We start from the raw sequence: 20,616 nt of genomic DNA on the forward strand, positions 1-20,616 counted from the left end.
TCGACCGGCCCGGACCTCGCGGTGAGGTCCCGGCCGGTCGAGCGGAACAGGTTGAGTCGGGCGGAACTGTCGGGTCAGGCGAGCAGCAGGGCGTTCGCGGGATCCTCGAGGACACTCGCCACATCGGCGAGGAACCGCGAACCCTGCTCGCCGTCGACGATCCGGTGGTCGAACGACACCGACAAGGTGACCACCCAGCGCGGAACCACCTCGTCGTCGACGACCCACGGCTGCTTGCGGATCGCGCCGACGGCGAGGATGCCGGACTCTCCGGGATTCAGGATCGGAGTGCCCCCGTCGATGCCGAAGACCCCGACGTTGGTGATCGTGAACGACGTGTGCTGCATGTCCGCCGGCGGCGTCCGGCCTTCCCTTGCGGTCTTTGCGAGGTGGTTCAACGCCCGCGCGAGGTCGGGCAGCGACAGTTGGTCGGCGTCCTTGATGTTCGGCACGACGAGTCCGCGCGGCGTGGCTGCGGCGATACCGAGGTTGACGTAGTGCTTGAGGATGATCTCGCCGGCCGCGTCATCCCAGGTGGCGTTGAGTTCGGGCGTACGCCGGAGGGCCAGCAGGCACGCCTTGGCGACCACGACGAGTGGGGTGAGCTTGACGTCGGCGAGGTCGCGGCGCTCCTTGAGCTTCGCCAGCAGGTCCATCGTCGCCGTCGCGTCGACGCTGACCCACTCGGTGACGTGCGGCGCGGTGAAGGCGCTCTGCGTCACCGCCTGCGCGGTGGCCCGGCGTACGCCACGGACGGGCACCCTCGTCTCGCGCATGCCCGGTGCGGCGCGCTCCGGAACGCCGGGTCCTACCTCGGCTGGTGCGACCGCGGTGGCCGCCGCGAACGCCTCCACATCGGCCCGGCTGACAGTGCCGTCGGGGCCGGTCGGCAGGACGGTGTGCAGGTCGACGCCGAGGTCCTTGGCCAGCTTGCGGACCGGCGGCTTCGCCCGCACCGGGGTGGGTTCGGGCGCGGGTGCCGGGGTCGGGGTCGGGGTCGGGACGACCGACGGTGCTGGGGCAGCGGGCGGGGCGGTTGTGGGCGCCGGGGCCGCAGCGGATGCAGGGACAGCGGGCGGGGGCGAGCCTGGCCGGCTTCGGGGGCGCCGGCCGGCCGCCGTCGGCTTCGGGCCATAACCAACCAGGGTGCTGGTCGCGCCGTCCCCGGCGGGGCCACCGGCCGCGCCGTTGTCGGTGGCCGAGGCCGCCGCCGGTGCGCCCGCACCGGCCGGGGTCGGGGCGACGCCCGCGGCCTTACCCACACCGATCCGGATGATCGGCGTACCGACCGGGACTACCTGACCTTCGGGGACCAGGAGTTCGGCAACCGTCCCGTCGTACGGGCAGGGCAGCTCGACCAGCGACTTGACGGTCTCGATCTCGACCACGATGTCGTTGACCTTCACCGCGTCGCCGGGCTTCACCCGCCACGACACGATCTCGGCCTCGACAAGTCCCTCACCGACGTCCGGCAGCTTGAACTCGCGGAGTTCCGCCATGGCTTTCTCCTTTAGTACGCGAGCACGCGGTCGACGGCATCGAGGACCCGGTCAAGGTCCGGGAGGTATTCCTCCTCGGCCCGGGCCGGTGGATATGGCAGGTCGAATCCGCCCACCCGGAGCACCGGCGCCTCCAGCGAGAAGAAACATTCCTGCGTGATCCTGGCCGCGAGTTCGGCGCCGAGCCCACCGGTGATCGGCGCCTCGTGCACCACGATGACGCGGCCGGTGCGGCGTACCAACTCATACACCGGACCAAGGTCGAACGGCGAAAGGGTGCGCAGATCCACGACGGCCAGGTGCTGGCCGTCCTGCTCGGCGGCCTCCGCGGCAGCAAGGCAGGTCTTGACCATCGGGCCATAACACAGCAGCGTCGCGTCGGTCCCGTCCCGGACGATTTGTGAAGCGTGCAAGGGAACGGGTGGGGCCGAAAGCTCGGTATTGACCTCGGCCTTGTCATGATAACGACGCTTGGGTTCGAAGAAGATCACCGGGTCGTCGCTGGCGATGGCCTGCTGGATCATCCAGTACGCGTCACTGGGATTGCCGCACGTCACGACCTTCAGCCCCGCGGTATGCGCGAAATAGGCTTCCGGGGATTCGGAGTGGTGTTCGACCGCACCGATCCCGCCGCCGTACGGGATCCGGATCACCACCGGCAAGGTGACCTTGCCCCGCGACCGGACGCGCATTTTGGCTACCTGGCTGACGATCTGGTCGTACGCCGGATAGACGAAGCCGTCGAACTGTATCTCGCAGACCGGCCGATATCCGCGCATGGCAAGGCCGACGGCCGTACCAATAATTCCGGACTCCGCGAGCGGCGTGTCAATGACGCGTGCTTCGCCGAAGTCCTTCTGCAATCCGTCAGTGACCCGGAAAACGCCGCCGAGTTTGCCGACGTCCTCGCCCATGACGATGACTTTTGGATTGCCTTCCATGGCGCGACGCATGCCGGCGTTCAGAGCCTTGGCGAGGGTGAGCTGGGTCATCGGGCCACCTCCGCGGATGCGGCATCGTGGAACGACGCGTGGTATTCGGTGTACCACCGCTGCTGTTCCTGAAGCTCCGGTGTGCCTTCGGCGTACACCAGGTCGAAAAGCTCAGCCAGGTTGGGCTCGGGCATCGCGCGGGTGCCGGAGCGGACCCGCTCGGCGAGTTCGTCCGCCTCGCGCTCGAGTTCGGCGAAGAAGTCGGCGTCCACCAGGCCGTTACGGGTGAGGTACGCCTTGACCCGGGCGAGCGGGTCCTTGTGCTTCCAGTGTTCGAGTTCGGCCTGCAGGCGATAACGGGTCGGGTCGTCGGTGGTGGTGTGGGCACCCATGCGGTACGTGAACGCCTCGACCAGGCTGGGGCCGCCGCCTTCCCGCGCCTGCTGGAGCGCGGCCTTCGTCACGGCATAGCAGGCGAGGACGTCGTTGCCGTCCACGCGTACACCGGGAAATCCGAACCCGCTGGACCGGCGGTAGAGCGGGATCCGGGACTGCTTCTCACTCGGCGCGGAGATGGCCCACTGGTTGTTCTGCAGGAAGAACACGACGGGCGCGTTGAAGACCGAGGACCAGATGAACGCTTCGTTCACGTCGCCCTGCGCGCTGGCACCGTCACCGAAATAGACCATGACCGCGGTGTCCCGATCGGGATCACCGGTGCCGACGCAGCCATCCTTCTGGATGCCCATCGCATACCCCGTCGCGTGCAGGGTCTGGGCGCCGATGACGATCGTGTACAGATGGAAATTGACCGCCCCGGGATCCCACGCACCGTGGTCGACGCCGCGGAACATGCTGGTCAACGCGAGTGGGTCAATGTCGCGACACCACGCGACGCCATGCTCGCGATAGGAAGGAAAGATGAAGTCCTGCGCCCGGGTCGCGCGGGCGGAGCCGATCTGCGCGGCCTCCTGGCCAAGCAGTGACGCCCAGATTCCCAGCTCACCCTGGCGTTGCAACGCGGTGGCCTCGGAGTCGATCCGCCTGGTCAGCACCATGTCGCGGTAGAAACCTCTGATCGCCTCGTCGTCGAGGTCGAACGTGTAGTCCGGATGCTCGCGGCGTTCCCCCTCGGGGGTCAGCAGCTGGACGAGCTCGGGACCACCCTCCTGCGCCGAACCCTGGGCGGGCCCGAACGTGCCTTCCGTCGTCACCGTGCACTCCTTCAGTCCATCGGTGGGCGGGATCGCCGCCACCGGGCCGGAGCTCGGCGCGTCGGGACTCATCGCCACCGGTGGGCGCGAGGGGTACGACGCGCACGACCGTGGGTATCGAGCCCACAGTCGTGCCACCAACGTACCTACAGCGCCCCGTCAGCGCACCCGATCCAGCCGCGTGCGCCCGGTCGTTCCACGAACTTGTGTGGAACCAAATCCAGGATCAGCCCCGCCCGCGGAGCCACACCATGTCGGAACCCACGGTTCGCCGGACAGGTTTGTCGTACGGCTTCCACAGTTAGTCGAACGCCCGATCTTCTGGTCGGACACCCGACTATCTGGATCTTGCGGCGCCGCGTGTCCGCTCGACGCCTCTGAGCTACCGGAATGGGCGTACGCTCGTTGGCTCGGCCAGCGGGGGCTATGTCTGGAATCGTGCGGGTTGCGCGACCACACTTCTGGCCCAGCAACGCGAGGCCGAGCGAGACCTCGGGTGGGGCCTGAATGATCACGTATACGTGGTCATTGCATGCCTCACATGGTGTCGGCACCACGTGAAGCTGGTAATGACCACGTATACGTGATCATTCAGCGAGCGGCACCCACCCGGAGCAGGTGCTCGATCTCGGCCGCCTCGAATCCCCAGTCGGACAGGGCCTCGCGGGTGTGCTGACCGGTGGCCGGCGCGGGTCCGGCGACCCGACCCGGCGTTCTCGACAGGCGGGGTGCCGGGCCGGGCTGTCGCATCCCCGCGACGTCGACGAAGGTCCCCCGGGCGGCCAACTGCGGATGGAGCGGCGCCTCGTCCGGATCGAGGACGGGTGCGACGCAGGCGTCGGTGTCCGCGAAGGTCGCGGCCCACTCGTCCCGGGTCCGGGCGCGGAACGCCGCCGCGAACCGCTCGTGCAGCCTCGGCCACCCGGCCTGGTCGTACTGCTCGGGGAGTTCCTCGCCGGCGAGGCCGAGCCCGGCAAGTAGCGCGGCGTAGAACTTGGGCTCCAGAGCACCGACCGCGACGTACCTCCCGTCGGCGCACGGGTAGGTGCGATAGAACGGCGCACCGCCGTCGAGCAGGTTGCGCCCACGGGGCGCCGACCACATCCCGGCGGCGCGCAGGCCGTGCAGATGCGCCAAGAGCAGCGCCGCACCCTCGGCCATCGCCGTGTCGACGACCTGGCCGCGTCCGGATCTCGTGCGTTCGTGGAGGGCCGCGAGTATCCCGACCACGGCGAGCAACCCGCCACCAGCGAAGTCGGCCACGTAGTTGAGGGGGTGTACGGGCGGGCCGTCCGCCGGGCCGATCGGCTCCAGGGCACCCGACACCGCAAGGTAGTCGATGTCGTGGCCGGCGGTGTGGGCCAGCGGACCGTCCTGCCCCCATCCTGTGATCCGGGCGTAGACCAGGCGCGGGTTGCGGGCGTGGCAGGTCTGCGGCCCGATACCGAGACGTTCGCAGACGCCGGGCCGGAAGCCCTCGACGAGGACGTCTGCCGCATCGATCAACCGCAAGGCGGCCTTGACGCCCTCGGGATGCTTGAGGTCGATCGCCACCGACCGCCGGCCGCGCCCGAGGGGATCGGGTGGCGGCGCCCCGGACGGCGCATCGGTCCGGTCCAGCCGCAGAACCTCCGCCCCAAGGTCGGACAACATGGTCGCCGCGAACGGGCCCGGCGCCAGGCTCGCGATCTCGACCACCCGGATGCCACTCAGAGGACCGCTCACCGTCCCATCATCGGGGACCGGACCGACCCGCGCCGAGCCCGCGGGCGAAAGGTCAAAGGTCACGATCATGTCTGTCCGGGTCCTCCGATAAAGTCGCCGGCCCGGCGGTCGTGGCAGGCGCGGCGGAGCCAGTCGCTGCCGGCGGACGGATAAGGCACGGCGGAACTCGACGGGGAACTCGAACGGGGAAGAGGAGAACGCCGCGATGAGACGACGGCATGCGCGGAGAGCGTTGGCACTCCTGGCCATCGCGGCCCTGGGCGCGGCCGGATGTGGGTCCGGACCAGCGCCGGAGAAGGGAAAGCGCACGACCCTCCCCGATCCCTGCGCCCTGCTGACGTCCCAGACGGTTGAGCGGGTGGTCGGCCCCAGCCTCGGCGCACCCGGCCTCCTGGACAGCGCGACCTCCAAGGTCCTTCCGATGGCCTCGTGCACCTGGGAGTTCGCCACGGACGACGCCCTCACGTTCTCCAGTCGCACCACCTCCAAGCGGCGGGCCGCGGTCGAAGTCTCGCTCTATGAGGATCCCGACCGGGCGTGCGAGTCCATGCGCCTTTTCACCAGGGACGGTCGCGGGGTACGCCTCGACGACCTGGGACGAGAGGCCGTCGTCTTCCAGTCAGACCCGTTCGACCCGACCACCACCTCCGTGAACTTCTGCCAGGATCGCGCCCGGATCACCGTCGGCTTGCATGCCTGGGAGAGCCGTCCCGACAGTCCGAAGCCCCAACCACTCGGCAAGGCGGAGGCCCAACGCACCGTCGTCACGATGGGCCGGGAGGTCTCGCGCCGCCTGATGGCGGCACCGGCCGCCCGCGCGTCTGAGCGGGGGCCCCGTGCGGAACGCCCGGTCACCATCCCCGACGCCTGCGGACAGCTGCCGTCAGCGGTGGCGCGCCGGCTCACCGGGACCATCGACAGCCAGGACGGGCCGACGAACGAATCCCGCCCCCGCAGTTACTCCGAATCCAGGTGCGAGTGGAAGATGCGCGAGCTGGCGGGGATTCCCGCGCCTCGACCGGACCGCAAGGCGGTCATCCGTGATCTGGCGGTCACGATCAGGGTGTACGCACCTCAGGCGGGCCACGACGGAGCTGCCCGCGCCCGGGTGGGAGCCCGCCAGTGGGCGATGGGGTACGCCGCGAAGCCCTTCTCCGCGGGCACCGGCGAGCACGCGAGCCTGGTCCTCGAGCCGTACCCGAAGAAGGCGCGCACGGCACGGATCGGATTCGCTCTCGACGACGCCCGAGTCGTGGTCAGCTACACCGGCGTCGACCTCACCGACAAGGGCACCACGCCGGCTCTGGACACCGAACTCGAACAGGCCGTGCGGGACGCGGCCACGGCCATCGCCCGCAGCCTTTCCGCGTGACGCTGCCCGTCTGTCGCCCGGCGATCAGCTGGACGAGTCCAGCATCGACCGGGCGATGATGTCCTTCATGATCTCTGAGGTGCCCGCGTAGATCCGCTGGACGCGGGCGTCGGCGTACGCCTGGCAGATGGGGTACTCCCACATGTAGCCGTACCCGCCGTGCATCTGGACGCAGTCGTCCACCACCCGCCCGAGCATCTCGGTGGCGAACAGCTTCGCCTCGGCGGCGGAGGGCGCATCCAGGTTCCCGGCGTTCGCGGCGAGCACGCACCGGTCGACGAACGCCTGCGCGACGTCGACCTCGGTCCGCAGCGCCGCGAGCCGGAACCTCGTGTCCTGGAAGGCCGCGATCGGCCGGCCGAACGCGTGCCGCTGATGTACGTAGGCGATCGTGTCCCGGAGCGCCACCGCCGCGGTCGCCACCGCACTCATCGCGACCACCAGGCGTTCCTGCGCGAACAGCCGGGTGATCTGCGCGAACCCTTCGGTGGGGTTGCCGAGCACGTGATCCTTGGGAACCCGCACGTTGTCGAAGAACAGCTCCGCGGTGTCCTGGGTACGCAGACCGAGCTTGTCGAGCTTGCGGCCACGGCTGAATCCCGGCGTACCACTCTCCACGAGGAACAACCCGATGCCGTGCCGCCGGTCGGGTTGGGTCCGTGCGGCGACGATCACCACGTCGGCGCTGATGCCGTTGGAGATGAAAGTCTTGGCGCCGTCGAGGACCCAGTGATCGTCCGCCTCGACCGCGTGGGTGCGCATCGCGGCCGCATCGGATCCGGCGTCGGGCTCGGTGATCGCGATCGCGAGGATGGCCTCGCCAGTCACCGCCCTGGTGAGGAAGCGGCGCTTCTGGTGCCGGGTGCCCGCGTGGATGAGGTACGGCGCCACGATCGCGTTGTGCAGCGGCAGGCCGAAGCCGGACTCGTGGACCGCGGCGAGCTCCTCCATCATCACCTGCTCGTACCGCAGGTCGGTGATGCCGAGCCCGCCGTACGCCGCGTCCGCCGCCGGGATCAGAAAGCCCTGCTTCCCGGCGGTGCGCCAGATCTCGTGGTCGACCTGACCGGCCTGCTGCCAGGCAGGCTGGCGCGGGACGATCTCGCGTTCGCAGAACGCCCGGAACGACTGGCGGAAAGCATCATGATCGGTGTCGAAGTAGCCAACCCGCATGGTCCGATCCTGCCAGCATCCGGGCCGAGTCGGCTGCTGCCAGCATCACCAGGTCTGCGATGGGCCTTCGGTCTCTGGGCACGACCCGCGAGGCCTCGGTCCCGCTAGCGGAGGAGGAGGGCGACTCCGACCGCGCCGCCTGCCCAGAGCAGGCTGGCGAACGTACCGATGATGAAGCGTTCCGCCGCACCCGACGCCCGCAGCTCGGGATACCGGCCCAGGCCCTTGATCGCGAGGACCACCGCGACCCCCTCGCCGAGCCCCGCGAGCAGGCTGGCCGCGATCGCCGCGCGTTCCAGGGCGCCGATCCATGCGCCGCCGCGCAGCACCGGCCGAACGGGTTCGTGAGAGGTCGGCCGCGACTCGATGGGGTCAGCAACGCCGACGGAAGCGTGCCGTGACTCGGCCGGCTCAGCGGGTTCGGTGGGGTGGGTGATCTCGGGGACGGCCGGCTCGGCTCCGCGGAGGAGCGCTGCGGTAACGGGGCCGCCGCCGGTGACCGCGACCGCCACCGCCAGCACCGCCGCGGCGTTCGCCGTCCACCCTGTCTGACCGGCCGGCGCGCCGGAGGCGAACAGCCCCGCCACGGCAAGCGCCGCGGAGGGACCGAGCGCCACCATCCACCAGGGAACGGCGTCCAGCCGGGCCTTCACCCGCGGATCCCAGCAGGCGAGGGTTCCCAGCAGGAGGACGGCCAGGACGACGAGCGTCGCCGCCCTCATGCGCGTCCTCGCTTCGCTCCGGGCGCGCATGAGGCACTAATGGCTCTGTACTGAATGATTCGCTCGCCGCGCTCGCTCATGGCGCTGTACTGAATGATTCGCTCGCTGCGCTCGCTCATGCGCGTCCTCGCTTCGCTCCGGGCGCGTCGGCCTGCGCGAGCAGCCGAACCGCGAGCGGGCGGACCCGGCGTTCTTCGTTCCAGAGGGCCGAACGCAGCCGCTGGCTCACCGCCTGCGGACTGATGCCAAGGCGCTCTGCGACGTCCTTCTGGGCGAGCCCCCGCGCCATCAGATCGACCACCTCCCAGCCCTGCCGGCTCCGGCGTTGCACCACCGCGGCCAAGAGTGCCAGTAATGCTTCGGCGTCACGTGCCGACTCGGGGTCGGGTCCGACCACGGCCAACCTGGCCGGGCTCGCCTTGGCCCGGTCGACCGCCTCCCGCGCGTGCACGAACGCCGGACCCGCCGCCGCCCGCACACTGTCGGGGAGGGGTTCGCGGACCGGTCCGACACCCACTCCGACGTACCACCGGCCGTCGCGGACCAGTGCGAGGCTGGCGTCCACCGCATCCGAAGGCTGGTCAAGCAGACCTTGCACCTCATCGCCGGCGGTGCGCTCGAACCCACGGACCAGGCGGTCAGCCCACGGTTCGGCGCGAAGCTGGTCGAGCAGCTCCTCGATCCGGTCCTCGGCGTTCCGGCTCGCCTGCTGGTCGATCGTCAGGACCAGCATGCGCGCCTCCTCCCCACCCGGTTAGCCATGGGAGTCAAGGCAACAGCATTGAACGGGTCAAATCAAGGATTATGACTTGATCGGAGGCGGCTGGAACCGCTCGCCGTACCGCGCGGCCAGCTCCTTGGCCCGGGCCGCGAACGCCGCCGGCCCGCCGTACGCCTCCACGAACTGCACCGCCCCACCCGTCCAGGCCGGGAAGCCGATACCGAGGATGCTGCCGACGTTCGCATCGCGCGCCGACCGGACCACCCCCTCGTTCAGGCAGCGCAGGGTCTCGATCGACTGGATGAAGAGCAGGCGGTCCCGGACGTCCTCCTCGGGCACGTCGCCGGACCCGACCGCGAAGTGCTCGGCGAGTTCGGGCCACAGTCGCTTGGCTCCGCCGCCCGGCGGATAGTCGTAGAAGCCGGCGCCGGCGGACCTGCCCGGGCGTCCAAGCTCGGTCGCCATCCGGTCGATCACCGCGTACGCGGGATGGTCGAGCGGCGCCCGCCCCTCGGCGGCGAGGTCGGCGACCTCCTGCGCCCGGATCCGCGCCACCAGGGTCAGGCTCACCTCGTCGGCGACCGCGAGCGGCCCCACCGGCAGGCCCGCCTTGCGGGCGACGTTCTCCACCAGGGCCGGCGGGACGCCCTCCACCACCATGGCGATGCCCTCGGTGAGGTACGTCCCGAAGACGCGCGAGGTGAAGAAGCCGCGACTGTCGTTGACGACGATGGGCACCTTGCCGATCTGGCGTACGTAGTCGAACGCCCGCGCCAGCGTCACGTCAGAGGTGAGGCGCCCCCGGATGATCTCGACGAGCGGCATCTTGTGCACCGGCGAGAAGAAGTGCAGGCCGACGAACCGCTCAGGCGCCCGCACCGACTCCGCCAGCCCGGTGATCGGCAGCGTCGAGGTGTTGGAGGCGATCAGAGCGTCGGGCCGGGCCATACGTTCGGCCATGGCGAGGACGGCGCTCTTGAGCTCGCGATCCTCGAAGACGGCCTCGATGACGAGATCGCACCCGGCGAGGTTGGCGTCGGTGTCGGTGGGGCTGATCCGGCGGAGGACCTCGGTACGCCGTTCCGGCGTCGACTTGCCGCCAGCGATCCGTTCGTCGAGCAGGGCGCCGATCCGGTCCCGGCCCGCCTCGGCGGCGGCGAGTGAGACGTCCTTGAGCACCACGTCGATACCGGCGTTCGCGCTGGTGTAGGCGATGCCGGACCCCATCATCCCGGCACCGAGAACGGCCAGCCGCTCCACCGGCCGCCGCTCGTAGCCGGCCGGCTTCGACGGCCCGCGGCGTACCTCGTTACGGCCGAACCACAACGTGCCGATCATGTTCTTGGCGATCGGGCTGATCACCAACTCAAGGAAGTAGCGGCTTTCGATCTCGAACGCGGTGTCCACGTCCACGAAGGCACCCTCCACCGCGGCGGCGAGGATCCGCTCGGGCGCGGGGTAGACGCCGTGGGTGCGCTTGGCGAGCATCGCGGGCGCCGCCGACAAGAGGGGGTACGCGCGCGGGTCACCGGGCGGCAGCCCGGGAATCATGAAGCCCGGCCGGTCCCAGGGCTGGACGGGCTCGGCACCGGAGTCGAGCCACTCCCGCGCCTTGGCCACCACCTCGTCGGGACCGCCGGCGAGTTCGTCCACCAGCCCGAGCTTCTGGGCGGCCGCGGGGCGCAGCTGGGTGCCTTCCACCAACAACGGCAGGGCGGCCTGCGGCCCGAGGAGGCGTACGGTGCGGACGATCCCACCGCCGCCCGGCAGCAGGCCCAGTGTCACCTCGGGAAAGCCGAGGTTGACATTCGGATCGTCCAGCACCACCCGGTGGTGGCAGGCCAGCGCGATCTCCAGCCCACCACCCAGGGCCGACCCGTTGATCGCGGCGACCACGGGTCGGCCGAGGCGCTCGAGCCGGCGCAGCTGTCCCTTCGCCTGAGTGAGGAACCCGGCGAACTCCTCCAGGTTGTCGGCGGTCACCCGGCTCAGGAGCTCGAGGTCACCGCCGGCGAAGAACGTCGACTTGGCCGAGGTGAGGACTACTCCGCGGATCTCGTCCCGCTCGCGTTCGAGCCGGTCGACCGCGGCACCCATCGCCGAGACGTACTCCGCGTTCATCACGTTGGCCGCCTGACCCGGCTGGTCAAGCGTCAGCGTCACCACGCCGTCGGCGTCCCTGTCGTACCGCACCGCTTCTGTCATGACGGCCCTCTCCCGCGCTGGGTCAACTCCGTCTCGGCTGGGTGTCCCCGCGACAGCCGAAACGGTACCCGCGGTCGGGCCTCTTCAGTCGAGCTACTTCAGGCCGGACGTCGAGCCAGACCTCAGGAAGTAGCGGGAGAAGAAGACGTACACGACCGCGATCGGGACTGTGGACAACGTCGCGAGCGCCAGCTCCAGCGGGAACTGCTGCGCTCCCTTGAGGTCGCCCGCGGACAGCCGGGCGATGCCCGAGGTTGAGCGTCGCGAGGTCCGGGTCGGAGGTGGCGACCAGGAAGTGGGTGAATTCGTTCCAGGATCCCTGGAACGACAGGATTGTCACGGTGATCAGGGCCGGCCGCACCAGTGGCAGCACGACACTCCAGAACGTCCGCCACACGCTGGCGCCGTCGATCCGCGCCGCCTCTTCCAGCTCGTACGGCACGGCCTCGAATGCGCTCTTCATGAGCAGCATCCCGACCGCATCACAGAGCAGCGGAAGGATCATCCCGGCGTACGTGTTGAACATCCCGAGCTCGTTGAGGACCACTATCTGGATCTGTGCTCGAACGGATGCTGAGGGAAGGCCTGAGCAGCCGTTCAGGGGACTGATCACCTGGTTGGTCCAGGCCGCCGAGCGCGGTGACCAGCAGGCGTTCCGCGACGCGCCCGACGTCTTCGATGGGTTGCCTGACACTTGTGAGGCCGATGCCGGGGAGCGCGACGGACGGCGTGTCGTCGAAGCCCACCACGGCGATGTCGTGGCCCGGGCGTAGGCCGCGCTCGCTCACCGCCTGCAGCGCGCCGATTGCCACCAGGTCACTCACGCACACCAGGGCGGTCGGTGGCTCTGGCTCGGCGAGCATCCGGGTCGCGAGCGCCTGACCGTGGTCGATGCCGTCCTCGCTCCGGAAGACGAGCGGTGTGACGCCGAGCCGCGCGCAGGCGGAGGTGTAACCAGCACACCGGTCGTCGCCGGCCCCGGAACCTTCCGGCCAGCCCAGGAACGCGATCCGGCGGTGGCCCCGCGCCCGCACATGCTCGACCGCCTGCGCCACGCCGGCGGCACCGTCGACATCCACCCACGCCCACAACTCGTCGTCGTCGGTCCAGGTGCGCCGAACGCGACGAACGGCACGTCGTGCGCGGCGAGCCAGCGGTGCCGTGGGTCGTCCACCACGGTGTCGGAGAGCACGAACCCGTCGACGGCCCGCTGGGCGAGGAGTTCGGCGTACCGCTCGAGACCGTCGGCGCCGGATGGCGCGGTGAAGAGGAGTACGTGGAAGCCGAGTTCGGCGGCGGACTCGGTGACCGCGTGCACGAACTGCGCGAGGACCGGGTTGAGGGAGGGCACTGGTCGGACGCAGTAGCCGAGGAGCCGGGTCGTCCGCGTACGCAGCGAGCGCGCCATCAAATCGGATTCTGGTAGGAAAGTTAAGGCTGTGTGACAAAGCCCTGTCAAGCGCGCTCCGCCAGACCGGCGGAGCAGACGACCGAGGAGACGCCAGGTGGAGCAACCATTCCTGCACGAGCTCGTCAGCTGTGTGGCCGCCCCCACGGTCGCGCTGTCCGGCGCCGACGGACAGGTCCGGCCAGGCGGCGTACAAGGCGTACTCCACCACGACCGGCGGGCCCTGTCGGAGCTGGTCGTCGACGTCGACGGGCACGAACCCGTCCCTGTCGGCCATCACCTCCGTACGGCCGGAAACGCCCATTTCGTCGGGGTCCTCCGCCACCTGGGAGACCCCGGAGCGGACCCGACGGTCCGCGTCGAGCGGGAGCGCCACGCCCGTCCTGGCTGCCTCGAGGAGTCGCTGCTGCTGGTCAACGCGGCGCGGACAGCGATCACCACGACCGTGCGCCTGCGGGCGTCGGTGGACCTCGCCGGGATGGACGCGGTGAAGCAGGGCGCGAGCGCGGCGACCCTACCCGCTGGCGAGGCTGGTCCCGCCGCCGTCACGTGGGGCGACGACCGGACCCGGGTGACGCTGCGCGCCGAGACCGGGAAACAGGCGGCAGGTACGCCGTCCGAGCCGCCGACCATCGCGGTCGACGCCGACGGCCGGGCGGTGTTCACCTGGCAGGTCACGGTGCCGGCCCGGACCACCTGGTCGATGGGGCTTCGGCTGGAGATCGCGGAGGAGGCGCCCGCCGCCACGGCGAACTCCTTCCTCCCCGCGGCCAGCGGACCCGGCTGGGAGCCCGTCACCGTGGCGGGCCCGGCCGTTCTGACCCGGCTGGTCGATCAGAGCATCGATGACCTCGCCGCGCTCGCGCTCGCCGATCCGCTCGCACCCGGCGACGTCTTCCTCGCCGCGGGAAGCCCGTGGTTCTTCACGCTCTTCGGCCGCGACTCGCTCTGGGCCGCCCGGCTGACTCTGCCGCTCGGCACCGACCTCGCCCGCGGCACCCTGCGTACCCTCGCCCGCCGACAGGGCACCCGGCACGACCCCGCCACCGCCGAGGCACCCGGCAAGATCCTGCACGAGGTACGCCAGGAGCCGGTGAAGGTCCGAGGCCACGCGGGACTGCCGCCGATCTACTTCGGCACGGTCGACGCCACCGCCCTGTGGATCTGCCTCCTGCACGACGCGTGGCGGTGGGGCATGGCGGCAGCCGACGTCGCGGAACTCCTCGATCCGCTCGAAGCGGCGCTCGGCTGGTTGCTCACTGACGCCGACGCGGACGGGGACGGCTTCCTGGAGTACGTCGACGAGAGCGGGCACGGCCTGGCCAACCAGGGGTGGAAGGACTCCGGCGACTCGATCCAGTTCCCCGACGGGCGGATCGCGGACCCGTCGATCGCCCTCAGCGAGGCGCAGGCGTACGCCCACGAGGCGGCACTCGCCGGCGCCACTCTGCTCGAGGCGTTCGGTCGCCCGGGCGCCGAGCGGCTGCGCGACTGGGCGGGCGCGCTGCGGGAGCGGTTCCGTACGACGTTCTGGGTGTCAGACGCCCGGGGGCGCTTCCCGGCGATCGCGCTCGACGGCTCGAAGACTCCCGTCAACACCGCGACCTCCAACCTCGGCCACCTGCTCGGCACCGGCCTGCTCGACGCGGGCGAGGCGGCGACGGTGGCCGCGCGGTTGGCGCAGGACGACCTCGACTGCGGTTACGGTCTGCGCACGATGAGCGCGCACGCCGCGGGATTCAACCCGCTCGGCTACCACGCCGGCTCGGTGTGGCCGCACGACACCGCGATCGCCGTCCTGGGCCTGGCCCGGGAAGGGCACGCCACCCCGGCCGCGTCGCTGGCGTCCGGGCTGCTCCGGATCGCGCCGGACTTCGCCTACCGGATTCCGGAGCTGTTCGCGGGCACGAACGCGCGGGAGGGCGAGGCCGTGCTGGCCTACCCCGCCTCGTGCCGGCCGCAGGCCTGGTCCGCGGCCGCGGCGATCACGTTGCTGCAGGCCGCGCTCGGACTCGCGGCCGACGTGCCGTCCGGCGTCCTCCGGGTCGCACCGGCCGAGGCGTTCGCCTCGTGGTTCCCGCTGCGGGTGAGCGGGCTGCGGCTCGCCGGCCACCCACTCACGGTGGACGTCGACGCGACCGGCAAGATCAGCGTCGAGACGACCGCGCCCGTCACGATCGAGTACGCCGACTGACTGTGTGGTATCCGGCCCCACGGGCTCTGCCCGTGGGGCCCACCCCCAACCGCATCCAGACGACAGGAGGGTCCCGTGTCGAGTCCTGACCACGCCTCGCCGGACACGGCGTACGACCGACCAAACATCGTCTTCGTGGTGTCCGACGACCACGCGGCCCACGCCATCTCCGCATACGACGACACGTTGCTGGAGACCCCGGGCATCGACCGGATCGCCAACGAGGGCATGCGGTTCGACGCGACGTACTGCACCAACGCGTTGTGCGCGCCGAGCCGGGCGTCGATCCTCACCGGCACCTACAGCCACGTGAACGGCGTCCGCGGGCTGTCGACGCACATCGACGCGAGCCAGCCGACGTTCGTCTCGATGCTGCGCGAGGCCGGCTACCAGACCTGGCTGGCCGGCAAGTGGCACCTCGGGCATGGCGGCATCCATGACCCGCAGGGGTTCGACTACTGGGAGATCCTGGAAGATCAGGGTGAGTACTGGAACCCCGAGCTGATCTCGCCGCAGGGCCGTCGCACCATTCCCGGCTACACGACCACGGTCCTCACCGACCTGGCGATCGAGCAGATCACGGACCGCGACCAGTCGCGGCCGTTCTGCCTTCTGCTGCACCACAAGGCACCGCACCGCAGCTGGGACCCCGACACCAAGCACGCCGACCTCTTCGCCGACCGCGAAATGCCCGAGCCGGCGACGTTGTTCGACGACCACGCCGGACACAGCGAGGCGGCCCGCAACGCCACCATGCGGATCAGCCGCGACCTCAACGAGCGCGACCTCAAGGCGCCGTACCCGCCCGAGTTGGACGAGACCGACCGGACCCACTGGGCGTACCAGCACTACATCAAGGACTACCTGCGCTGCGTGACGTCGATCGACGAGAACGTCGGGCGCCTGCTCGACGTGCTCGACGCCGAGGGCCTGCGGGACAACACCATCGTGGTCTACACCTCCGACCAGGGCTTCTTCCTCGGCGACCACGGGTGGTACGACAAGCGCTTCATGTACGACGAGTCGGTGCGCATGCCGATGCTGGTGCGCTACCCCCGCGAGATCCCGGCCGGCTCGTCAACGGACGCGATGGCGCTCAACATCGACTTCGCCCAGACGTTCCTCGACTACGCCGGTCTGGAGGCCCTTCCACGGATGCAGGGCCGGAGCCTGCGCCCGGTGCTTCGGGAGGAACGCCCGGCCGACTGGAGGACGTCGTTCTACTACCGCTACTGGGAACACGACGAGCCCGGCCACCACGTGCCCGCGCATTACGGCGTCCGCACGGAGCGGTACAAACTCGTCTACTACTACGGCGACGGGCTTGGCCTGCCCGGCACCTCTGACCGGATCACGCCGCCGGAGTGGGAGTTGTTCGATCTCGAGCGCGACCCGGCCGAGTTGCGCAGCGTCCACGACGATCCGGCCTACGCGGACGTACGCCAGGAACTCGAGGTCGAGCTGGCCCGGCTGCAGAAGGAGTTCGGCGACGAGCCCTGGGTGGGTGCCTCGACCTAGACGCGTTCGACGATCGTGGCGACGCCCATGCCGCCGCCGACGCAGAGGGTGACCAGGCCGCGGCGGAGGTCCCGGCGTTCGAGTTCGTCGATCAACGTGCCGAGCAGCATGGCTCCGGTCGCGCCCAGCGGATGGCCCAGCGCGATCGCACCACCGTTGACGTTGACGACCTCCGGCGAGATCTCCAGCTCGCGCATGAACCTCAGCACCACCGCCGCGAACGCTTCGTTGACCTCGAACAGATCGATGTCTCCCACTGTCAAGCCGGCCTTGTCAAGCGCCTTGCGGGCGGCGGGTCCCGGGCCCACCAGCATGATCGTGGGGTCGGTGCCCACCGCGGCGGTGCTCACGATCCGTGCCCGCGGTGTCAACCCGAGGTTGGCACCGGCACGCTCGCTCCCGATGAGCACCGCGGCCGCGCCGTCCACGATCTGCGATGAGTTACCCGCGGTGTGGACGTGCTGGATGCGTTCGACCATGGGATACCTGTCGATCGCCACGGTGTCGTACCCCAGAGCGCCAACCTCCTCGAAGCTGGGCTTGAGCGCCGCCAGCCCCTCGATGCTGGTCTCTGATCGGATCGCCTCGTCGTTGTCGAGGACGACGGTGCCGTTCTGGTCCACGACCGGGACCAGCGACCGCTCGAAGTAGCTCTTGTCACGGGCCAGTGTCGCCCGCTGCTGGGACCGGCACGCGAACTCGTCCACGTCCTCGCGCCCGAAGCCCTCCAGGGTCGCGAGCAGGTCGGCGCTCACGCCCTGGGGTACGAAGCCGGTCCGCAGGTTCGTCTCAGGATCGATGAACCACGCTCCGCCGTCCGACCCCATCGGCACCCGCGACATGGACTCGACCCCGCCCGCGACCACCAGGTCGTCGTACCCCGACCGCACCTTCTGCGCGGCGAGGTTGACCGCCTCCAGGCCGGAGGCACAGAACCGGTTGAGCTGCGTACCTGGTACGCCGACGTCCCAGCCGGCCATCAGCACCGCCGTCCGCGCCAGGTCGGCTCCCTGTTCGCCCACCGGTGTGACGATCCCGAGCAGGACATCGTCCACCTGACCGGTGTCGAGTTGGTTGCGCTGGCGGAGCGCGTCGAGCACGCCAGCCGCGAGCGCCACCGGTTTGACGCTGTGCAGCGCCCCCCGCTTGCCCCGGCCCCGGGGTGTGCGGACCGCATCGAAGACGTACGCCTCGGTCATACGTTCAAGCTTGCCCCCTGCGGGCCCCTTCAATGGCAGAACCCCGCAGACGCGATTCGTTAACAACCGCAAGGAGCCCGGGCAAAGACGGCCGAAACTCCCGCACGGCAAGGTCCCTGCGCAGATCCGCAGGGTTCCGCGGCCCGCAACTTGCAGAAATCGCCCAGTTTTCGCGCGAAACGTGGGCGATTTCTACAAGTTGATCATGAACCGGCTCCGCGCTCAATCAGATCCAGCAGCCTCTCCGGCGCCAGAGGTTTTGAATAAGCCTCATTGCTGGTCCCCGGTTTATCTCAATATTCGGGCCGCTCGGGTGTACACAATGCGAGACGGCTGGGACCTCGCGCGTCAAGTCCCCACCATGCAAGGCCCGCCCCAAGACGCGCCACTGGGTGATCAGCTCGGGCGTGCCGAGTTGGGGCGATGCGGTCATACCAGGCAGGCTGTGCCCATGCGCGAGGAGCTACTGGCAGGCGGGCACATCAACGAGGTCGTCCGCATCGGCGACACCGTACGCCGGCCCATGCCTGACCGCGCGCCGTACGTCCACGACGTGTTGCGGATGTTCGCGCAGCACAAGTGGCCGGGCGCGCCGAAGTACCTCGGGTCCGACGAGCAGGAGCGCGAGGTGCTCACCTACCTCGAGGGCCACGTCGCCTGGGAGCCGGCCCAGCCACCGGACGTCTGGTCGGAGGAGAGCCTGGTGAGGGTCGCCAAGCTGGTCAGGCAGTTCCATGACCTGACGGCGGGTACGCGCCTTGCCGAGGACGAGGAGGTCGTCTGTCACAACGACCTGTCACCCAAGAACACCGTCTACCGCGACGACGGGATGGGGCTCCGGCCGTACGCCTTCATCGACTGGGACGGCGCCGCGCCGGGTCGCCGTCTCCACGATGTCGCGCACGTGTGCTGGCAGTTCCTCGACCTTGGGCCGCGGCGTTCCAACCCGGCCGGACCCGCGCGGCTGCTCCTGCTGATCGCCGATTCGTACGGTCTGACCACCCGCGACCGCAAGGAACTCGTCGAGACCATCCTGTGGTGGCAGGACCGTTGCTGGCGTGGCATCGAGGCGGGCGCGTCGGAAGGCGATCCGGCCATGCAAGCCCTGGTTGACGGTGGGCACGTGTATGCGATCCACGACGCGTACGCCTGGGTGGCCGACCACCGCGCCGCCCTCGAAGCGCCCCTCGTCTAGGAGGTCGCGCGACCTCTCAAACCGTGATGCGCCGACGCGCACGGTCAGGGCGCGACGGGCGCGGCGATCGCGGGCACGATCTCGTCGACGCCGGTGACGATGTGCGCGGTCGGCGTGACCGGGGCCTTGGCACAGCTGGTACGCCGTTCCGGCCGGAGCTCGCGTTCCTGGCCGCGCACCCACCAGGCCCGCCCGTCCCGCGAGGTGACGCGGGCCCGCCAGCCGTCGTCGTACTCCTCCTCGACCTCGACGGTCAGTGCGTCGGCCGCGACCTCATCGATCCGTTCGCGGACCGCGAGTTCGGCGACCTGGCCGGGCGGGCTCCAGACCGAACGGCCGCGGCACCGGTCCACGACGACCTCACCGGCGGCGGCCCGCTCCAGCACCTGCCCGGCGAACGCCAGATCGAGCCGGCCGTACAGATAGCCGGTCGGGAGCAGCACCCCCGTCGGGGCGAACCGGTGGCCACCGGTGTGCGTCGACTCCCACACCGCGTCGCCGTACTCCCGCACCAACTCGTGCGCCACCGGGCGGCCGAGCAGTGCGCAGCACACGTCGCGGCGGCCGTTGGTGCAGACCAACAGCAGGGGTCGCTCGTCACGGACACCGAACGCCTGGGAGACCCCGGCACCGGCGGCCGCGAAATCAAGGTCGAGCAGCTCCTCCGGATCCGCCACCTCCGCCCGCTCCAGCCACGTCGCACCCGGCCGGGTGTGCGCGAGGAACACCTGCCGGTGGGTGAGTGCGTGGTGGTCGTCAGCGTGCCGGCCAGGCCGCCGGATGAGTTGGATACGTACGCCGGAATCCTTGGCTCGCCGGGCCAGCTCCGCTCCGACCGCATGGTCGAGGTGGCTCTCCAGCAGGGCGTCGGCGCCGTATGGCCCAGGTTGTTCGATGCAGAGCCAGGTGGACGCGGCGGCGGCCGTTCCAGCCATCGGCTCGCCCAGCGCCGCCGACACCGCCGAGCACGCAGTCTCCCGCACACCCGCCTTCGCCACAGCCACCTCCACACCAGACCTGCCCACGACGCGGAATGATCACGTTTACGTGGTCATTCCCTGCCTCGCACGGCGTCGATGCCATGTGAAGCACCCAATGACCACGTATACGTGATCATTCAGGGCCTCACGGGACGCCGGCTCCCACTGTCTCAGCAGTACTGCCGCGAACTGACCGCGGGCGCCGCAATCGGCCTCGACCGTTCCCGTACCCAGAGACGCCGCGGGCCCGCACCCGGGAGGGAGGTGCGGGCCCGCGGACAGGACACGGAGTGCTTACTTGCCAAGCACTTCGTAGGTCACCTGCTGCTTGCCCTGGCCCCGGGAGACGCCGAGCGCGTCCCAGGTGTCGGGCAGCAGGTCGATGGCCACACCGGTCCACGACGCGGGACCGCGGTCCGCGACCGGAGCGGTCACGGTCTTGCCGGTCGCCTTGCTCGTGATGCGAACGAGCGTGCCNCANGGCACGACCCACAGAGCGACACCCTTGGTGGTCGTACGGCTGTTGCCGCCGCAGGCCAGCGGCTGGTACTCCGAGGAG

General features: G+C 70.0%; 16 protein-coding genes and 1 pseudogene. 4 read left to right on the forward strand and 13 right to left on the reverse strand.

The annotated features are described in order from the left end of the window. Positions 1–74: 74 nt before the first annotated feature. From B141_RS0124585 to B141_RS0124600, 4 genes are all read right to left on the reverse strand, one after another. A complete protein-coding gene (locus B141_RS0124585) occupies positions 75–1,499 on the reverse strand; it encodes a dihydrolipoamide acetyltransferase family protein (RefSeq protein ID WP_020577848.1) in 1,425 nt (474 codons plus the stop codon). Between the two features lie 11 nt (positions 1,500–1,510). Beyond that, positions 1,511–2,491 (reverse strand): alpha-ketoacid dehydrogenase subunit beta, encoded by a 981-nt coding sequence (locus B141_RS0124590; RefSeq protein ID WP_020577849.1) that lies wholly within the window; start codon positions 2,489–2,491, stop codon positions 1,511–1,513. Continuing rightward, positions 2,488–3,717 (reverse strand): pyruvate dehydrogenase (acetyl-transferring) E1 component subunit alpha, encoded by a 1,230-nt coding sequence (gene pdhA, locus B141_RS0124595; protein WP_020577850.1) that lies wholly within the window; start codon positions 3,715–3,717, stop codon positions 2,488–2,490. Before pdhA ends, B141_RS0124590 begins: the two co-directional genes overlap by 4 nt. A 519-nt stretch (positions 3,718–4,236) precedes the next feature. Next, entirely contained in the window at positions 4,237–5,439 is a 1,203-nt protein-coding gene (locus B141_RS0124600; RefSeq protein WP_020577851.1) for a CaiB/BaiF CoA transferase family protein, read from the reverse strand. Positions 5,440–5,575: 136 nt separating this feature from the next. On the opposite strand from B141_RS0124600, the gene B141_RS0124605 reads away from it, so the two are divergent. Continuing rightward, complete coding sequence (locus tag B141_RS0124605) at positions 5,576–6,742, forward strand: hypothetical protein (RefSeq protein ID WP_157181248.1); 1,167 nt, start codon at positions 5,576–5,578, stop codon at positions 6,740–6,742. Positions 6,743–6,766: 24 nt separating this feature from the next. Here B141_RS0124605 and B141_RS0124610 read toward each other — a convergent pair whose 3' ends face one another. The 7 genes and pseudogenes from B141_RS0124610 to B141_RS52925 all read right to left on the reverse strand — a co-directional run. Further along, entirely contained in the window at positions 6,767–7,915 is a 1,149-nt protein-coding gene (locus B141_RS0124610; RefSeq protein WP_020577853.1) for an acyl-CoA dehydrogenase family protein, read from the reverse strand. A gap of 104 nt (positions 7,916–8,019) precedes the next feature. Then, positions 8,020–8,637, reverse strand: a complete 618-nt coding sequence (locus B141_RS46850) for a hypothetical protein (RefSeq protein ID WP_020577854.1) — start codon at positions 8,635–8,637, stop codon at positions 8,020–8,022. Between the two features lie 115 nt (positions 8,638–8,752). Further along, entirely contained in the window at positions 8,753–9,370 is a 618-nt protein-coding gene (locus B141_RS0124620) for a SatD family protein (protein WP_020577855.1), read from the reverse strand. A 69-nt stretch (positions 9,371–9,439) separates the two neighbouring features. Further along, on the reverse strand, positions 9,440–11,563 hold the full coding sequence (locus B141_RS0124625) for a 3-hydroxyacyl-CoA dehydrogenase NAD-binding domain-containing protein (protein WP_020577856.1): 2,124 nt from the start codon (positions 11,561–11,563) through the stop codon (positions 9,440–9,442). 22 nt (positions 11,564–11,585) lie between these two features. Then, positions 11,586–12,089 carry a carbohydrate ABC transporter permease gene (locus tag B141_RS42505; RefSeq protein WP_051114175.1) on the reverse strand — a complete coding sequence of 168 codons (504 nt, stop codon included), beginning with the start codon at positions 12,087–12,089 and terminating at the stop codon, positions 11,586–11,588. Beyond that, complete coding sequence (locus B141_RS51635; protein ID WP_272944106.1) at positions 12,046–12,654, reverse strand: substrate-binding domain-containing protein; 609 nt, start codon at positions 12,652–12,654, stop codon at positions 12,046–12,048. Before B141_RS51635 ends, B141_RS42505 begins: the two co-directional genes overlap by 44 nt. 83 nt (positions 12,655–12,737) lie before the next feature. Further along, a pseudogene (locus B141_RS52925) lies at positions 12,738–12,971 on the reverse strand (LacI family transcriptional regulator); the annotation flags it as partial. A 97-nt stretch (positions 12,972–13,068) separates the two neighbouring features. Here B141_RS52925 and B141_RS42515 point away from each other — a divergent pair. Continuing rightward, complete coding sequence (locus B141_RS42515; protein WP_020577859.1) at positions 13,069–15,165, forward strand: amylo-alpha-1,6-glucosidase; 2,097 nt, start codon at positions 13,069–13,071, stop codon at positions 15,163–15,165. A 75-nt stretch (positions 15,166–15,240) separates the two neighbouring features. After that, the gene (locus B141_RS0124645; RefSeq protein ID WP_020577860.1) at positions 15,241–16,683 is read left to right on the forward strand and encodes a sulfatase family protein; all 1,443 of its coding nucleotides are present in this window, start codon (positions 15,241–15,243) and stop codon (positions 16,681–16,683) included. On the opposite strand, the gene B141_RS0124650 is transcribed toward B141_RS0124645, so the two are convergent. Next, positions 16,680–17,882: an acetyl-CoA C-acetyltransferase gene (locus B141_RS0124650; protein WP_020577861.1), complete on the reverse strand. Its 1,203-nt coding sequence runs from the start codon at positions 17,880–17,882 to the stop codon at positions 16,680–16,682. The genes B141_RS0124645 and B141_RS0124650 overlap by 4 nt on opposite strands. Before the next feature lie 451 nt (positions 17,883–18,333). On the opposite strand from B141_RS0124650, the gene B141_RS0124655 reads away from it, so the two are divergent. Beyond that, a complete protein-coding gene (locus B141_RS0124655) occupies positions 18,334–19,077 on the forward strand; it encodes a phosphotransferase (RefSeq protein ID WP_020577862.1) in 744 nt (247 codons plus the stop codon). Positions 19,078–19,121: 44 nt separating this feature from the next. On the opposite strand, the gene B141_RS0124660 is transcribed toward B141_RS0124655, so the two are convergent. Further along, entirely contained in the window at positions 19,122–20,102 is a 981-nt protein-coding gene (locus B141_RS0124660; RefSeq protein WP_202805896.1) for a sucrase ferredoxin, read from the reverse strand. Positions 20,103–20,616 lie beyond the last annotated feature (514 nt).

Source organism: Actinopolymorpha alba DSM 45243 (assembly GCF_000373925.1).
GTDB classification, from domain to species: Bacteria; Actinomycetota; Actinomycetes; order Propionibacteriales; family Actinopolymorphaceae; genus Actinopolymorpha; species Actinopolymorpha alba.

Excerpts from the sequence above, each read along its gene's own strand:
- B141_RS0124585 (WP_020577848.1), bottom strand. The coding sequence starts at position 1,499 with ATGGCGGAACTCCGCGAGTTCAAGCTGCCGGACGTCGGTGAGGGACTT.
- B141_RS0124590 (WP_020577849.1), bottom strand. The coding sequence starts at position 2,491 with ATGACCCAGCTCACCCTCGCCAAGGCTCTGAACGCCGGCATGCGTCGC.
- pdhA (WP_020577850.1), bottom strand. The coding sequence starts at position 3,717 with ATGAGTCCCGACGCGCCGAGCTCCGGCCCGGTGGCGGCGATCCCGCCC.
- B141_RS0124600 (WP_020577851.1), bottom strand. The coding sequence starts at position 5,439 with ATGATCGTGACCTTTGACCTTTCGCCCGCGGGCTCGGCGCGGGTCGGT.
- B141_RS0124605 (WP_157181248.1), top strand. The coding sequence starts at position 5,576 with ATGAGACGACGGCATGCGCGGAGAGCGTTGGCACTCCTGGCCATCGCG.
- B141_RS0124610 (WP_020577853.1), bottom strand. The coding sequence starts at position 7,915 with ATGCGGGTTGGCTACTTCGACACCGATCATGATGCTTTCCGCCAGTCG.
- B141_RS46850 (WP_020577854.1), bottom strand. The coding sequence starts at position 8,637 with ATGAGGGCGGCGACGCTCGTCGTCCTGGCCGTCCTCCTGCTGGGAACC.
- B141_RS0124620 (WP_020577855.1), bottom strand. The coding sequence starts at position 9,370 with ATGCTGGTCCTGACGATCGACCAGCAGGCGAGCCGGAACGCCGAGGAC.
- B141_RS0124625 (WP_020577856.1), bottom strand. The coding sequence starts at position 11,563 with ATGACAGAAGCGGTGCGGTACGACAGGGACGCCGACGGCGTGGTGACG.
- B141_RS42505 (WP_051114175.1), bottom strand. The coding sequence starts at position 12,089 with ATGTTCAACACGTACGCCGGGATGATCCTTCCGCTGCTCTGTGATGCG.
- B141_RS0124650 (WP_020577861.1), bottom strand. The coding sequence starts at position 17,882 with ATGACCGAGGCGTACGTCTTCGATGCGGTCCGCACACCCCGGGGCCGG.
- B141_RS0124655 (WP_020577862.1), top strand. The coding sequence starts at position 18,334 with ATGCGCGAGGAGCTACTGGCAGGCGGGCACATCAACGAGGTCGTCCGC.